The following is a 16,639-nucleotide window of genomic DNA, read 5'->3' on the forward strand; positions in this document are numbered from 1 at the left end:
TCCCGGCGGGTCGTGTGGTAGCGGTGAGTGGCGCGCAAACTAAGCCACCCGGTTTTACCCAAGGCCCCGCCAGTAATGGACGGGGCCTTTTTATTGCTCCGCCCATTCGGCAACCACAAGGAGCAGTACCATGCCTGACATCAAGCGCCCCGCCCTGCTGGTCATCGACATGCAGACCGGTCTGTACGACGGCCCGGAAAAACCCTACGAACGCGAGCGCGTACTCGACAGCATCAACCAGTTGATTCAGCGCGCCAGGCACGCTGGCGTGCCGATTTTCGCTGCACGTCACACCGGCCCTGCGGGCTCGCCCATCGAGGTGGGCAGCCCGCTCTGGCAGCTATGGCCAGCGCTGGAGGTTGATGAGGCGCGCGACACGGTTTTCAACAAAACCCGGCCCAGCTGTTTTCTCGGCACCGAACTGGCGCAGCAACTGGCGGCGGCACAGGTGAATGAGCTGGTGATCGTCGGGATGAAAACCCAGTACTGCATCGACACAACCTGCCGGGTGGCCGTCGAACTGGGGTTCTCGGTGCTGCTGCCGGAGGATGCCCATACTTGCATGGACACTCCGGCGTTATCGGCCGCATCGATTATCGAGCACCACAACGCGACCTTGGCCGGGGCATTTGTGCGGCGCGTGAAGGCGGAAGATATCGGCTTTTAACCGCCCACTTGGAACGCCCGCCGTAGTACCAATGCCCGGCGGGCGTCGGATTTTTCTTCGCTTGACGCGGGATTCATTCGGAAAAAATGTCGCATACTGAAGCCATCAAACCCTTCAGGAAGAGCCCTCGCATGCCCGTCACCGTTCTGGTCCTGGTTGAAACCATCAACGACTACCTGCCGATCATCGAAGGCAATGGCTTTCACGTGATCCTTGCGCCGACCCCGGCCGAACGCACCAAGGCCATCAAGACCCATGGCGGGCAGATCCAGGCCGTGCTGACCCGTGGCCCGCTGGGCCTGTACGCCGAGGAAATCGCCGCGCTGCCGCTGCTGGAGATCATCTGCGTGATCGGCGCCGGGTATGAACACGTGGACCTGCAAGCCGCCAGCAACCGTGGAATCGTGGTCACCAATGGCGCCGGGGTGAATGCACCGTCGGTGGCGGACCATGCCATGGCCTTGCTGCTGTCCCTGGTGCGGGACATTCCCCGAGCCGACGCGGCAATACGGCGCAGCGAATGGCCCAAGATCATGCGCCCTTCCCTGGCCGGCAAACAGCTGGGCATTCTTGGCCTGGGGGCCGTCGGCCTGGAGATCGCCAAGCGCGCGGCCCTGGGTTTCGGCATGGAGGTGAGTTACCACAATCGCCAGCCCCGCGATGATGTGGACTACACCTACTGCGCCACCGCCGTGGAACTGGCGCGGGCCTCGGACTTCCTGATCCTGGCCACACCGGGCGGCGCCAGCACGCGGCATTTGATCGACCGCCAGGCCCTCGACGCGCTGGGCCCCAACGGTTTCCTGGTGAACATCGGCCGTGGCAGCGTGGTGGTCACCGCCGACCTGATTGCCGCCCTGGAACAACGGCGCATCGGCGGCGCGGCGCTGGATGTGTTCGACGATGAACCCAACGTGCCCGATGCGCTCAAGCGCCTCAGCAATACCGTACTCACGCCCCACGTTGCCGGCCTGTCGCCGGAAGCCGCCCATGACACCGTGCAGCGCGTGGCGGACAACCTGCTGGAATACTTCGCCGGTCGCCCGGTACTGACACCCGTGACATTGCCACCCAAAAAATAGTAGCCAATAGCCAGCAACCATCCAAATCCTGGCTACACTGCTTGCGGGGATGCTCAGGACGTCGGCACTGGACCGGCAAAGGAACGCAGGATGGTTTGCCACGGACTCGGCCCGGCCCGGCAACGCGGCGCAATAGGACTGATGGGCGCGATGACCCTCGGCATCGCCCTGCTGTTTATGTTGTTGGTAGTCGATAGCAGCCGGCTGTACCTGGAGAAGCGCAAGCTGCAACGGGTTGCCGACACCGCGGCACTGGAAGTGGTGACCCGCGGCGGCGCCTGCGTCTCCCCGAACACCAACGCCGCGCAATTCGCGATCCAAAGCGCGACCCGCAATGACTTCCCGATCGACGACAACCGCACCCTGGCTACCGCCTGCGGCACCCTGGTCACCGGGGCTGACTTCATACGCACCTTCAGCCCCAATCCCGCCAAGGCCGACGCGATCCAGGTCATCGCCACCCACCGCGTTGTCACCAGTATCGCCAACGGCCTGCTCATGCTGTTTTCCCCTGGCCCTTTCGAACCGACCATCCGGTTGCAGGCCGTGGCCGTGGCCGCCGTCCCCGCACCACCGGTGGCAACGCTGACCATTCGCAGCACGCTGTTGACCGTGGACAGCACCAAGTCCGCAGCGCTCAACGCGCTGATCGGCGGGCTGCTGGGGGGCAAGTTGCAACTCAACGCGGTGGGCTGGGAAGGACTGATCAACACCAACATCAGCCTGCTCAGTTATCTGGACGCCCTGGCCATCCGGCTGAATGTCAGCGCCGGCAATTACGACGAACTGCTCAAGACCGACGCCAGCGTCGGCGATTTGATCCAGGCCGCGATTGACGTACTCAAGCTGGGGAGCGATGCGGTCAAAGTAGTGATCAACAACCTGGAGGCGATCAAGCTGATTGCACCCGGCACCAAGATCCTGCACCTGGGGGACCTGTTGACCATCCAGAACGGCACCGACAAGAGCGCCCTCGACGTCAAGCTGCAACTGTTCAACCTGATCCAGGGGTTTGTGCAACTGTCGAACAAGTACAACGCCGTGGCGGTGGAACTGCCGGTGGATGTGCTGGGATTACTGAACATCACGGTCAAGACCCAGGTCATTGAACCGGCGCAGATATCCGCCATCGGCAACCCGAAGCTGATCGCCACCCAGCCGATCTACGTCAGGACCGCACAAGTCAGGACCCTGATCTCCGTGAACTTGCCCGTGGTCGGCGTGCTGAACGATGTGGTGGGCGGGGTGACAGGCCTGCTGGGGTTGTTGCTCGGCAGCTCCCTGGACGCGAAAATCGGCACCCAACTCGACGTGGCCCTGGAAGCGGCCAGTGGCAGTAGCGAGGTGACCGGCTTTCGCTGCAATGGGCCGGCGGACAAATCGTTATCGGTGGTGGGCACCACCTCGGCCGTGCGCTTGATGGTCGGCCAGATCGATCCGAAAAACCTGTTTTCCTCCACTGCCCCGTTGAGCGTCGACGAGTTCCCATTGCTCGACCTGGGCGTACAAACCTGCAGCAAGGGCGCCTGCGACCCTCGGCAAGCCTATGCCGTCGGTGGCATCAGCCTGCGAGTCGACAGCAGCGTGGCCAAGACCACCAGGAACCACACCTATGTGTCGCCGCCCGAGGTGAAGCAGCCCCCCGACTACTTCAGCTTCAGTTCCAGTAACGTGGTAGGCAGCTTGAGCAACACCCTCAGTGGCATCCAGTTGATCAACCATCCACCCACACAAGGCGGGCTCTTGGGGTTGGTGCTGAATCTGGTGGTCGGCCTGGTGACGGGTGTTCTCAATCTCCTCACCAGCATTATCTCAGGCGTGCTCAGCCCGCTCCTCGACCCATTGGTCAACAACCTGCTGGCCGGCCTCGGCGTGGACCTGGCAAAAGTCGAAATCGGTGCCAACCTGTCCTGCAACCCCAGCGGGCGCGCAATTCTGGTGATCTGAGCACATCAAGCCCGCTGATCATCGGCCAACACGCTAACCTATTAAGCCGCCCCAACCTTGTGGCTGGGCGGCCGCGCGCATTAGATTAGCCAATAGTCCAAGGCCTTAAGAATAAGCAGAAGGGATAAGCATGGCGCTTAATGACCAATCGACCCAGATTCGCCCCGGCGAAGAACTTGATGCCAGCCTCATCGATCCCTACCTCAAGGCCCATATCCCGGGCTTGAGCGGCAGCGTCAAAATCAGCCAGTTCCCGGGTGGCGCCTCGAACCTGACGTACCTGCTGGAATACCCCGGCCAGGAATTCGTGCTGCGTCGCCCGCCCTTTGGCCACAAGGCCAAGTCTGCCCACGACATGGGCCGCGAATACCGGATTCTCAACCAGCTCAAGGACGGTTTCCCGTATTGCCCCAAGGCCTACGTGCACTGCACCGACGAGTCGGTGATCGGCGCCGAGTTCTACGTGATGGAGCGGGTCAACGGGATCATCCTGCGCTCGGACCTGCCGCCGGAACTGGGCCTGGATGCGACGAAAACCGAAGCCTTGTGCAAAAGCTTTATCGACAAGTTCGTCGAGCTGCACCAGGTCGACTACAGCGCCTGCGGCCTGGCCGACCTGGGCAAGCCTGAAGGTTACGTGGAGCGGCAGATTCGCGGCTGGAGCGACCGCTACGAAAAGGCCCTGACCCCCGATGCACCGCGTTGGGAGGCCGTGCGTGCCTGGCTCAACGACAAGATGCCGGCTGACCACCCCACCTCCAGCATCGTCCACAACGACTACCGCTTCGATAACGTGATCCTCGACCCGCATAACCCGATGCAGATCATCGGCGTGCTGGACTGGGAACTGACCACCCTCGGCGACCCGCTGATGGACCTGGGCAACACCCTCGCCTACTGGATCGAAGCCGCCGACCCGGCGCCAGTGCAACTGATGCGCCGCCAGCCAAGCAACGCACCCGGCATGCTCACCCGGCGCCAGTTCGTCGACTACTACGCCGAACGCTCCGGGATCCAGATCGACAATTTCGACTTCTACTACACCTACGGCCTGTTCCGCCTGGCCGGCATCGTGCAGCAGATCTACTACCGCTTCTTCCATGGCCAGACCCAGGACAAACGCTTTGCGCAGTTCATTCACATGAACAAGCTGCTGGAGCAGATGAGCCTGAACGTCATCAAACAGTCTTCCCTCTGACCCTCTTCAAGGAAAAACCATGTCCAAGACTCAACTGTTCGACCTCGACGGCAAGATCGCTTTCGTTTCCGGCGCCAGCCGCGGTATCGGTGAGGCCATCGCCAAGTTGCTGGCCCAGCAAGGCGCCCACGTGATCGTGTCGAGCCGCAAGATCGACGGCTGCCAGCACGTGGCCGACGCGATCATCGCCGACGGCGGCAAGGCCACGGCGATGGCCTGCCATATCGGCGAAATGGAACAGATCACCCACGTGTTTGCCGCGATCCGCGAACAGTTCGGTCGCCTGGACATCCTGGTCAACAACGCCGCCACCAACCCGCAGTTCTGCAACGTGCTGGACACCGACCTGGGCGCGTTCCAGAAGACCGTCGACGTGAACATTCGCGGCTACTTCTTCATGTCCGTGGAAGCCGGCAAGCTGATGCGCGAGAACGGCGGTGGCAGCATCATCAACGTGGCGTCGATCAACGGGATTTCGCCGGGCGTGTTCCAGGGCATCTACTCGGTGACCAAGGCCGCCGTGATCAACATGACCAAAGTCTTCGCCAAGGAATGCGCGCCGTTCGGCATTCGCTGCAACGCACTGCTGCCGGGCTTGACCGACACCAAGTTCGCCTCGGCGCTGGTGAAAAACGACTCGATCCTGAAAATGGCCCTGGCGCAGATCCCCCTCAAGCGCGTGGCCGACCCGAGCGAAATGGCCGGCGCGGTGCTGTACCTGGCCAGCGATGCGTCGAGCTACACCACCGGCGTTTCGTTGAACGTGGACGGTGGTTTCCTGTCCTGATTCGGCTGGCGGGTGACTTGCGGTAATCTTGCGGGTGATTGCTTGCCTCTGGATGAAACATGGAACTGCACGTCGTTATCAAGGGCCGCAAGGACCTGGCCGAACAGCTGTACCAGCAACTGCGCACGGCCATTGAGTCGGGACAACTGGTGGCCGGGTCGCAATTGCCGCCCAGCCGCTTGCTGGCCCTGCAACTGGGCGTGTCACGCAAGACAGTCTCAGACACCTACGCGGCGCTGACCTACGAAGGGTTGTTGGTCGGCGAGATCGGCCGTGGCACGTTCGTCAACGCCTGGGCCACGCGCCGCGAACACCTGCAAAGTGCCGCCGACCTCGCCTGCGCCGCCAACCTCGCCAAATGGCAGGCCCTTCCCGCGCCCATGGGCCACCCCCACCGTGAAACCCGCCCGAGCCGGGACTTTATCGGCGGCGCGACGGCCCGCAGCCAGTTCCCCCAGGATGAATGGCGGCGCTGCACCCTCGACGCCTTGCGCCGTATCTCGCAGGACAGCGGCTTCTACAGCCGGCCGGAAGGCTTGCCGGCCCTGCGCAGTGCAATCGCCGGGCATATCGCGTTTTCCCGTGGGGTCAGGTGCAGTGAAGACGACATCGTGGTCACCAACGGCGCCCAGCAGGCGCTCGACCTGATCGCCCGCGTGGTGCTGGAACCGGGCACCGTCGTCGCCATGGAAGACCCCGGCTACCCCCCGGTGCGACTGATGTTCGACGCCATGGGGGCGACCGTGGTGGGCGTGCCGGTGGACGAGCACGGCCTGCGGGTCGACTTGATTCCCGACGGCACGCGGCTGATCTACGTGACCCCGTCCCATCAGTTCCCCCTGGGCATGCCCATGAGCGTGCCGCGCCGTGAAGCGTTGCTGGCACGTGCGCTGGCGCTGGGCGCCATCGTGATCGAGGATGACTACGACAGCGAATTCCGCTACGAGGGCCGCCCCACCGACTCCCTGCAAAGCATGGACACCCGCGGCATAGTCGCCTACGTCGGGACCTTCTCGAAAACCCTGCTGCCGGAGTTGCGCCTGGGCTACACGGTGTTGCCGCCGGCGATTTTTGGCGCGGTGCTCAAGGCCAAGCAACTCACCGACCAGCACAGCTCCACCCTGCCGCAATGGGCCCTGGCCAAGTTCATCAGCGAAGGCTACCTGCTCAAGCACATTCGGCGCTGCCATGGGGTGTATGCCGGACGCCGGGAACGGATTCTGCAGCGCCTGGCGGGGGACCTCTCGCCGTGGTTCGACGTGGTCCCCACCGTGGCCGGGTTCCATCTGGCCGCACTGTGCAAGGTGCCGGTGAATATTCCACAGCTGATCCAACGGGCACGGGAGGCTGACGTGGGGCTCTATCCGCTGAGCGTGTTTTTCCACGACACACCGGTACGCGAGGGGCTGAAGATCGGGTTTGGCGCGGTCGAAACCCTGGACATTGACCCGGCGCTGGACGTGGTGCGGGATATCCTGCAACAGATTGGCTGAGGGAATTTCCGCCGGATTGGCTATTGGTCAAATCCGGATCGGGGCCTAGGGTGAACGGGTCTCGACTCACTCGGAGCCTCACCATGAGAGTACTGCTCGGCACCACCCTGCTGCTGGCCTCGTTAAGCGCCTTTGCCCACGACCCGGTGTACAACCAGGAAAAGATCAACGTGTTGCAGGAACACGCCCTGACCAACGTCCCCGGCAAGAAAACCGTCATGCTCACCGTGGACTACGCCCCGGGCCAGGCCACCGTGCCCCACAGCCACACCGGCACTGCCGTGGCCTACGTGCTGGAAGGAGCAATCACCTCGCGGGTCAACGATGAGAAGGCGATCACCTACAAGGTCGGCCAATCGTTCTATGAACCCGCCGGCTCGCGGCACTTTGAATCGAGCAATGCCAGCCAGACCCAACCGGCGAAACTGCTGGTGGTGATGGTGATGGACGACAAGGCCGACGTACTCACGCCGCTGCCACACTAACCCGCGCCACCGCCCTCTCCTGTGGGAGCTGGCTTGCCTGCGATAGCGGTGTATCAGACACAGTCAGTGGCTCAGGGTCGTTTGAAGTGGTGGCGCAGGTGTTCGATTCGAGGCCGGCAGGCACAGCCTTCAAGGTGGTCGTTGACCATACCCATCGCCTGCATGAACGCATACAGGGTGGTCGGCCCCACGTAGCTCCAGCCGCGCTTTTTCAGGGCCTTGGACAAGCGCGTTGAAGCGGCCGAGGTCGGGTTGGCCGTCCAGTACGCCAGGTCGACCTGCGCCGGGCGCTCATCGGCGGAGGGTTCAAACGACCACAGCCACGCCGCCAGCGAGCCGGTTTCATCCACCAGCTCACAGGCCCGCCGGGCGTTGTTGATGGTGGAGACGATCTTGGCGCGATTGCGCACGATGCCCGGGTCGGCCATCAACCGCTCGATGTCCTGCTCGGTGTACTGCGCCACCCGGCGAAAATCAAAGCCCTCGAACGCCCGGCGAAACGCCTCGCGCTTGCGCAGGATGGTGATCCACGCCATGCCCGCCTGAAAACCTTCCAGGCAAATCTTCTCGTACAGCGCAATGTCATCGGCCACCGGCACGCCCCATTCGTGGTCGTGGTAATCGGGGTATTCCACTGCGGCCGTGCGCCATGTGCAGCGCGTCAGGCCATTCTCATCCGTCGTCAGTCCCGGAATATCCATAGCTCACCTGTTTGCCCAAGCGGCGGATGATAAGCGAAAAAAAATTCCCACCGCCAACCGCTCAAGCACAGACCTTACATACCCACTGGTCAGACCGGGACCCACCATCCACGTAATATTTACTTGCGACTTGAAAAAACCCGAGCGTAGACTGGCCCCGCGCTGGACATACCGGTAAGACCACAACAATTAAGCCCTGGACCCACCAGGGCACCGAATAGAGATCCCTCCCATGCTCAGATGGTGCTCGCGTTCGATTTTCCTGCAAGTCGTGATTGGCCTGGTGATCGGCATAATCTGCGGCCTCGCCCTCCCCGAATTCTCCTCGCAACTCAAACCCCTGGGTGACGGCTTTATCAAGCTGATCAAAATGCTGATTGGCCTGATCGTCTTCTGCGTGGTGGTCAGCGGTATTTCCGGTGCCGGCGACTTGAAGAAAGTCGGACGCATCGGCCTCAAGTCGGTGATCTACTTCGAAGCACTGACCACCGTGGCCCTGGTGATCGGCCTGATCATGGCCTTCAGCACCGGGATCGGCACTGGCGCCAATATCCACCTGGAACAACTGTCGTCCGCCGGCCTGAATGAACTGGCCGACAAAGGCCAGCACATCAAGGGCACCAGCCAATTCCTGATGGACCTGATTCCCAACTCGGTAATCGGCGCCTTCGCGGATAACAACGTGCTGCAAGTGCTGTTGTTCTCGGTGTTGTTCGGCAGCGCACTGAACCTGGTGGGCGAAGCCGCTTCCGGGATCTCGCGGTTGATCAACGAGCTGAGCCACGTGATCTTCCGCATCATGGGCATGATCGTGCGCCTGGCGCCCATCGGCGTGTTCGGCGCCATCGCCTTCACCACCAGCACCTATGGCCTGGATTCCCTGCAACACCTGGGCAGCCTGGTGGGCCTGTTCTACCTCACCTGCTTCCTGTTCGTCGCGGTGATTCTCGGCCTGGTGATGCGCTTGTCGGGGCTGCGGATGCTGCCGCTGCTCAAGTACCTGCGGGAAGAACTGCTGATCGTGATGGGCACCGCCTCCTCCGACGCGGTGTTGCCCCAGATCATGCGTAAACTGGAGCACCTCGGGATTGGCAGCTCCACCGTGGGCCTGGTGATTCCCACCGGGTACTCGTTCAACCTCGACGGTTTCTCGATCTACCTGACCCTGGCCATCGTGTTTATCGCCAACGCCACCGGCACGCCGCTGTCGATGACCGACCTAATGACCATCCTGCTGGTGTCGCTGATCACCTCCAAGGGCGCCCACGGTATACCGGGCTCGGCACTGGTGATTCTGGCGGCGACACTGACCGCCATCCCGGCCATTCCCGTCGTGGGCCTGGTGCTGGTGCTGGCGGTGGACTGGTTCATGGGCATTGGCCGGGCGCTGACCAACCTGATCGGCAACTGCGTCGCCACCGTGGCCATCGCCCGCTGGGAGAAAGACATCGACATCCAGCGCGCCAACAAGGTGCTGGACGGGCAACAAGGGTATGCCTTCCAGGCCAAGAAGCCGGTACTGCCTGCCCACCAAGAGTTCTGATGAGACGGACTCATCCCCTGTGGCGAGGGAGCTTGCTCCCGCTGGGGCGCGCAGCGGCCCCAAAAAATGGGCCTGCTGCGCAGTCCAGCGGGAGCAAGCTCCCTCGCCACACAAAGCAGGCAGTCCAATTTTAAGGGAGCCACACGTGATCACCTCGTCAACCGTCGTCAATTCAGTGGTAGAAAAACTGCGCGCCGCCCTGGCGAGGGGTCAGTGGCGGCGCGGCGAGATGCTGCCCGGCCAGCGTGAACTGGCCGAGCAAATGGGCATCAGCCGCCCAAGCCTGCGCGAAGCGGTGATCGTGCTGGAAACCCTCGGCCTGGTGCGTTCCATGCCCGGCAAGGGCGTGGTGGTGCTGGAAACCACCCTCAGCGAATCCCAGGCCCAGGACAGCGGCGTGGCCGACGCCAGCCTCGAAGACATCCTGCAACTGCGCTACACCCTCGAGCCCTTTATCGTCGGCCTGGTGGCGCAATCCATCAGCAGCAAGGAAGTCGGGCAACTGCGCCTGACCCTGATGGACATGCGCGAAGCCCTCGACGCCGGCGACAGCGAAGCCGGGATGAACGCCTACATCGCGTTCCACGAAGAACTGTTCGCCCTGACCTCCAACCCGATCTTCCAGAACGTGGTGCAACAGACCAGCAATGCCCTCAAGCAAAGCGCCCAGGTGCTGCGCAACTCCCCCGAACACCTGGCGGAACGCTTGCAGGAGAACGATGCCGTGGTGCGCGCGATCCGCAACAAAAACAGCGCCCTGGCCAGCGCCGAAATGCGCCGGCATATCCTGCAGGAAGGCTTGCGCATGGGCATTCGCTTGAACATCCCGGATGACCATCTGGGTAGCTGACTTCCAGGAGACCGCGCATGACCGCTCACGCCCTGCACACCCCTTTCCCCTTTACGCCGTTGCGCCTGGTGGGCAAGCCGAAACTCTCGGTGGACGACATCTACCCGGCACTGTTCGACGCCATTCTCGAGCAACGCATCGCCCCCGCCAGCCGTTTTACCGAGGAGAGCCTCGGGCAAAGTTTTGGCGTCAGCCGCAGCGTGATTCGCCGAGTGCTGGCGCGGCTGTCGCACCAGCAAGTGATCATCCTGCGGCCCAACCATCGGGCCCAGGTGGCGGCACCGGATGCACAACAGACCCAGCAGATTCTTGAGGCACGGCGCCTGACGGAAATCACCGTGGTGCAGTTGGCCTGCACCCAGGCGAAACCGGAACATATCCGCCAACTGCGGGAGTTGATCGCACGGGAGCGCGACTGCATCGAGCGTGACGAGCGTGGCCCGGCGATTCGCCTTTCCGGGGAATTTCACCTGCAACTGGCGGCAATTGCGGGCAACGCGCCGCTGGCACAATTTCTCAACAGCCTGGTGCCGCTGACCTCGTTGGTGATTGCGCAGTTTGAGGCGAAAGCCTGCACGTATTGCGCGTGGCAGGAGCATAGGGCGATTGTGGATGCGGTGGAGCAAGGCGATGCCGGCAAAGCCGTAGCCTTGATGACTCAACATCTGGACCATCTGGAAGCCAAGCTACTACGCAGCAATTGATCACACTGCTTTAACCTGTGGCGAGGGAGTTTGCTCCCGCTGGGCTGCGCAGCAGTCCCGTTTTTGGGGCCGCTGCGCGCCCCAGCGGGAGCAAGCTCCCTCGCCACAGGTTGAGAGAACACCCCGATAATCAAACACAAAAAAGCCCGATATCTTTCGATACCGGGCTTTTTGTTTTAGCGCTCAGTCAGAGCAGTTACAGCACCGACTGACCGCTCATCGCCAGGTCCAGCAACTCACGGTTGGCTACCGCGTACATGGCGTAGTCCGTACCAACCGCAGCACGAATCTCCACCATCATCGCGCGCCAGCGCTCCACCATGCTCGCGTTCTGCTCAAGCCATAGCGCCACGCGGGCTTCCATGTCTTCTGGCGCATCGGCCATTTGCAGAACCTTGATGGTGATCGCCCGTTGCTGCCAGTCCACGTCGTCGCGGAAGGCTTCGCGGGCCTGGGCCTGCCAGTTGTTGCCCACCGGCAGATCGCTGATCTGCTGCAGGTACCACGGCAGGTCCAGGGCGCTGCCCACGGCGAAGTACGCCTTGGCCACGTCCGCCGCGCTCTGACCGGTCACGTCAGCGGCTTCGATGATCGGCAGCAAGGTGTACAGGTGGGTAGTGCCTGCCACCATGCGCGCCAACAGCTCCGGCACACCGGCTTCGACATAGGCCTGGTAACGGTTCTGCCAGCCTTCGCGGGTCGGACCTTCCAGCAGTTCGTCGAGCTTGAGGCCCAACGCCGCCAGGTGCGGACCGAAGTGCGCGACGTCACGGGCAGCATCCTGCTCGTTGCGACGGCTGCGCAGGAACCAGCGTGTGGCACGGCGGCCCAGGCGCATCAGTTCGTCCATCAACGCCAGTTGCACTTCAGCCGAAACCTGGTGGTCCAGGGCTTCGATCTGACGGAACCAGTGCGGGAGGTGGAAGATGTCGCGCACGATCACGTAGGCACCGGCCACGTTCGCCGGGCTCATGCCGGTGGACTCTTTGAGTCGCTGAACGAAAGTGATGCCCATGTGGTTGACCAGGTCGTTGGCGATCTGGGTGCTGACGATCTCGCGCTTCAGACGATGGCGACGCATGGCTTCGGAGAACTTCGCCACCAGGCTCGGCGGGAACGCGGTCTCCATGTCGCGGGTCAGGTAGTCGTCATCCGGCACCAGGGACTTGAGCAACGCTTCCTTGAGGTCGATCTTGCTGTAGGAGATCAGCACCGACAGCTCCGGACGGGTCAGGCCCTTGCCGGTGGCGGCACGCTCGGTCAGTTGATCTTCCGAAGGCAGGTACTCGATGGCGCGGTCCAGCTTGCCACGGCTTTCCAGGTCGCTCATCAGGCGCTTGTACTCGGCCGCTCGCTCGAAGGCTTTGCGGGCAGCCAGGGACAGGGCCTGGGTTTGCTTGTAGTTGTTGCCCAACACCAGGCTGCCGACTTCGTCGGTCATGCTCGCCAGCAACTGGTTGCGCTGCTTGTCGGTCATGTCACCGGCCTGCACCACTTCGTTGAGCAGGATCTTGATGTTCACTTCGTGGTCGGAGCAATCCACACCACCGGCGTTGTCGATGAAGTCGGTGTTGGAACCGCCGCCATTGAGGCCGAATTCCACACGACCCAATTGGGTCATGCCGAGGTTACCGCCCTCGCCCACCACCTTGCAGCGCAACTCGTTGCCGTTGACGCGCAGGGCGTCGTTGGCCTTGTCGCCCACATCGGCATGGCTTTCGGTGCTGGCCTTGACGTAAGTACCGATGCCGCCGTTCCACAACAGGTCCACCGGCGCCTTGAGCAAGGCGTTCAGCAGTTCGGTCGGGGTCAGCTTGTCGGCCTGGATGTCGAAGCGTTCTTTCATCTGCGGCGAGATGGCAATGCTCTTCGCGCTGCGCGAGAAGATACCGCCACCTTCCGACATGATGCTGGTGTCGTAGTCGGTCCAGGCCGAGCGCGGCAGGTCGAACAGGCGCTGACGTTCAGCGAAACTGTTGGCCGGGTTCGGGTTTGGATCGATGAAGATGTGCAGGTGGTTGAAGGCCGCAACCAGTTGCAGCTTGTCGGACATCAACAGGCCGTTGCCGAACACGTCGCCGGCCATGTCGCCCACGCCCACCACGGTGATGCTGTCTTGCTGGACGTTGATGCCGCGCTCACGGAAGTGACGCTGCACGCCCACCCAGGCACCCTTGGCGGTGATGCCCATTTTCTTGTGGTCGTAACCGGCAGAACCGCCGGAAGCGAACGCGTCACCCAGCCAGAAGCCGTAGTCGATGGCGATGCCGTTGGCGATGTCGGAGAAGGTCGCAGTGCCCTTGTCCGCGGCTACTACCAGGTACGGGTCATCGTTGTCGTGGCGCACCACATTCAACGGTGGCACCAGGGCGCCGTCTTTCAGGTTGTCGGTGATGTCCAACAGGCCGGAAATGAAGATGCGGTAGCAGGCGATGCCCTCGGCCGCGATCTCGTCCCGGCTGCCGCCCAATGGCAGGCGACGCGGCAGGAAGCCGCCCTTGGCGCCCACCGGCACGATCACCGAGTTCTTCACTTGCTGGGCTTTTACCAGGCCCAACACTTCGGTGCGGAAGTCTTCTTCACGGTCAGACCAGCGCAGGCCGCCGCGAGCCACGTTACCAAAGCGCAGGTGCACGCCTTCAACCCGTGGCGAGTAAACGAAGATTTCAAACTTCGGCACCGGCTTCGGCAATTCTGGAATGGCGTGCGGGTTGAACTTGAAGCTGAAGTACGACTTGTTCTGACCGTTGGCATCCGCCTGGTAGAAGTTGGTCCGCAGGGTAGCCTTGATCAGGTCCAGGTAGCGACGCAGGATACGGTCTTCGTTGAGCACCTGGACGTCGTCCAGGGCCGTGAGGATCGCTTGCTCCAGACGTTGCTGCTTGTCTTCCAGGTCTTCGGCCGTCAGCTTGCGCGCCAGGTAGAAGCGGGTCTTGAACAACCGGGTCAACTCGCGGGCGATGTCGGTGTGGTTGTTCAGGGTGCTGGCGATGTAACCCAGGTCGAAGCCCAGGCGAATCTGCTTCAGGTAACGGGCGTAGGCACGCAGCAGCGCCACATCGCGCCAAGGCAGGCCGGCAGTCAGCACCAGGCGGTTGAACGCATCGTTCTCGGCATCGCCGTTGACGATGTGCACGAACGCGTCCTGCAGGGTGTCGTTGAGCTGCTGGATGTCGAGGTTCAGGCCTTCGGCGGCGGTGAACGCGAAATCGTGGATCCAGAACTCGCGGCCATTGGCGTGACGCAGGCGGTATGGGAATTCACCCAGTACACGCAGGCCGAGGTTTTCCAGGATTGGCAGCACGTCGGACAAGGCCAGCGGGGTATCGGCGTGATACAGCTTGCAGTGCAACTCGCGCTGACCGGAAACCTGGCCCAATGGCTGGTAGAAGCTCATTACCAGCGGGTTGGCTTCGGTGAGGCTGAGCAAGTGCTGCATGTCGACCACGGCCGAATGCGCCGCGAAACGCTCGCGGTAGCCGGCGGGGAAGCCTTTCGGGAAATCCGCCAGCACGTTGGTGCCGTGGGCTTCGCCGAAGCTTTCCACCACCAGGCTGGAGTAGTCGTCCTGCCAGCTGCGGCAGGCCTGCACCACTTCTTTTTCCAGTTGCAGCGGGTCGATGTCCAGGCGGTTCTTCGGGTCTACCCGCAGGATCAGCTGTACACGAGCCAGTACGGACTCGGAGAAGAAGGTCCAGAACTCGCAGTCCGAGGCTTTCAGGCGATCCATCAGGACTTGCTGGATCTTCTGGCGCACTTCGGTGGAATAGATGTCGCGCGGCACGTAGGCCAGGCAGTAGCAGAAGCGACCGTACGGGTCTTTGCGCAGGAACACGCGGATCTTGTTGCGCTCCTGGATCTGCACGATGGACATCACGGTGCTGAACAGCTCGTCCACCGGGGTCTGGAACAGATCATCACGGGGCAGCACCTCGACCACCTGGGCCAGTTCCTTGCCCAAGTGCGCCTTGGCCTGGAAGCCCGAACGACGTTCGATTTCCGCAACCTTGCGACGGATGTAAGGAATCACTCGCACGCTTTCGCCGTACACCGAGGAGGTGTAGAGGCCCATGAAGCGGCATTCCTTGACGACCTTGCCGTCGGCATCGATCTGGCGGATCGACACGTAGTCCGGGTAGGCCGGGCGGTGTACGCGGCTTGGGTGAGCCGCCTTGGCGAACGACAGCACAGCCGGCTCACGCAGGTAGTTCACTGCATAGTCTTCGATGCGCAGGTCATCGGCCGTCAGGCCCGGGCGCAGCAGCTTGGTCAGACCGAGGAACGAGTTAGTGTCATATTCGATATGACCGCCATCCGCCTCGTCACGTACCACAAACTCTTCATAGCCGAGGAAGGTGAAGTGGTTGCCCACCAGCCACTCCAGGAAGCTCTTGATCTCGGCTTTTTCTTCGCCGTCGATCACGTAGGAGCTGGCGTCGATGCCGGCCAGCAGCTCCTGGACCTTGGCTTTCATCGGTTCGAAATCGGCGACGGCAACGCGCACTTCGCCCAGTACCTGCTCAAGTTCCTTGCTCAGGACACTCAGCTCGGCGGCGTTGGCGCAACGGTCGATTTCCAGGTACATCAGCGATTCTTGCTGAACGTCTTCGCCCTGGGTGCCTTTCGGCAGGATTTCCAGCAACTCGCCCTTCTTGCCACGACGCACGCTGAGCACGGTGGTTTGCAGGGTGTGGATGCTGTAGCCACGGCGGTTCAGCTCGGTACGTACCGAGTCCACCAGGAATGGCAGGTCGTGGTGCAGCACTTCGACCGCGGTGTGGGTCGATTGCCAGCCATGACGTTCGTAATCGGGGTTGTAGACCCGCACTTGCGGTTGGTTGTGATCAAAGCGCTCAAGCAGGCGCCAGGCAGACAGGGTGCAACCGGCCAGGTCGGACAAGCGACGCTGGGTCAGTTCATCCAGGGAAATGATGCCGAAAAATTGTTCAGCGAACAGCGCCACTTGTGGCAGTGCCTGTTCACTGATGTGCTGCGCCAGTGCCGCTTGCAGTTGGTGCTGGAAGTCGGCTTTGCTGGCTGCGGTGAAGAACGCCATCTGTGGTACTCCGCTTGGGCTTGTTATTGATGGAAGCGTCGCGTGTTATCCCCTTGCGGGGAGACCGTCAGCTCTGTTCGCGGTCTACAGTAACGAATTCAGAGTGACAGGTGGGTGAAGCTGGAC

General features: G+C 62.2%; 12 protein-coding genes. 10 read left to right on the forward strand and 2 right to left on the reverse strand.

What is annotated here, in order from left to right; all coding sequences use genetic code 11:
- Positions 1-130: 130 nt before the first annotated feature.
- The 7 genes from LIY45_RS26585 (at position 131) to LIY45_RS26615 (ending at position 7,659) form a co-directional block, all read left to right on the forward strand.
- Positions 131-667: a cysteine hydrolase family protein gene (locus LIY45_RS26585; RefSeq protein ID WP_226478143.1), complete on the forward strand. Its 537-nt coding sequence runs from the start codon at positions 131-133 to the stop codon at positions 665-667.
- 131 nt (positions 668-798) lie between these two features.
- On the forward strand, positions 799-1,749 hold the full coding sequence (locus LIY45_RS26590) for a 2-hydroxyacid dehydrogenase (protein ID WP_226478144.1): 951 nt from the start codon (positions 799-801) through the stop codon (positions 1,747-1,749).
- A 90-nt stretch (positions 1,750-1,839) separates the two neighbouring features.
- Entirely contained in the window at positions 1,840-3,696 is a 1,857-nt protein-coding gene (locus tag LIY45_RS26595; protein WP_226478145.1) for a pilus assembly protein TadG-related protein, read from the forward strand.
- 130 nt (positions 3,697-3,826) lie between these two features.
- Complete coding sequence (locus tag LIY45_RS26600; RefSeq protein WP_226478146.1) at positions 3,827-4,894, forward strand: phosphotransferase family protein; 1,068 nt, start codon at positions 3,827-3,829, stop codon at positions 4,892-4,894.
- Positions 4,895-4,913: 19 nt separating this feature from the next.
- Entirely contained in the window at positions 4,914-5,681 is a 768-nt protein-coding gene (locus LIY45_RS26605) for an SDR family oxidoreductase (protein WP_017479933.1), read from the forward strand.
- A gap of 59 nt (positions 5,682-5,740) precedes the next feature.
- Positions 5,741-7,174 (forward strand): PLP-dependent aminotransferase family protein, encoded by a 1,434-nt coding sequence (locus tag LIY45_RS26610; RefSeq protein ID WP_226478147.1) that lies wholly within the window; start codon positions 5,741-5,743, stop codon positions 7,172-7,174.
- An 83-nt stretch (positions 7,175-7,257) separates the two neighbouring features.
- A complete protein-coding gene (locus LIY45_RS26615; RefSeq protein WP_226478148.1) occupies positions 7,258-7,659 on the forward strand; it encodes a cupin domain-containing protein in 402 nt (133 codons plus the stop codon).
- A 71-nt stretch (positions 7,660-7,730) separates the two neighbouring features.
- Here the strand turns inward: LIY45_RS26615 and LIY45_RS26620 are convergent, their stop codons facing one another.
- Positions 7,731-8,360, reverse strand: a complete 630-nt coding sequence (locus LIY45_RS26620) for a DNA-3-methyladenine glycosylase I (RefSeq protein WP_226478149.1) — start codon at positions 8,358-8,360, stop codon at positions 7,731-7,733.
- A 217-nt stretch (positions 8,361-8,577) separates the two neighbouring features.
- On the opposite strand from LIY45_RS26620, the gene LIY45_RS26625 reads away from it, so the two are divergent.
- The 3 genes from LIY45_RS26625 to LIY45_RS26635 all read left to right on the forward strand — a co-directional run bounded on the left by LIY45_RS26625 (position 8,578) and on the right by LIY45_RS26635 (position 11,457).
- Complete coding sequence (locus tag LIY45_RS26625; RefSeq protein ID WP_177325548.1) at positions 8,578-9,903, forward strand: C4-dicarboxylate transporter DctA; 1,326 nt, start codon at positions 8,578-8,580, stop codon at positions 9,901-9,903.
- Positions 9,904-10,048: 145 nt separating this feature from the next.
- Positions 10,049-10,753 carry a FadR/GntR family transcriptional regulator gene (locus LIY45_RS26630; protein ID WP_003212959.1) on the forward strand — a complete coding sequence of 235 codons (705 nt, stop codon included), beginning with the start codon at positions 10,049-10,051 and terminating at the stop codon, positions 10,751-10,753.
- 17 nt (positions 10,754-10,770) lie between these two features.
- Entirely contained in the window at positions 10,771-11,457 is a 687-nt protein-coding gene (locus tag LIY45_RS26635; RefSeq protein ID WP_226478150.1) for a GntR family transcriptional regulator, read from the forward strand.
- A 196-nt stretch (positions 11,458-11,653) separates the two neighbouring features.
- On the opposite strand, the gene LIY45_RS26640 is transcribed toward LIY45_RS26635, so the two are convergent.
- A complete protein-coding gene (locus tag LIY45_RS26640; protein WP_226478151.1) occupies positions 11,654-16,513 on the reverse strand; it encodes an NAD-glutamate dehydrogenase in 4,860 nt (1,619 codons plus the stop codon).
- Between the last annotated feature and the right edge of the window lie 126 nt (positions 16,514-16,639).

It is taken from the genome of Pseudomonas sp. MWU16-30323, from assembly GCF_020515595.1.
Taxonomy (GTDB): Bacteria; Pseudomonadota; Gammaproteobacteria; order Pseudomonadales; family Pseudomonadaceae; genus Aquipseudomonas; species Aquipseudomonas yamanorum.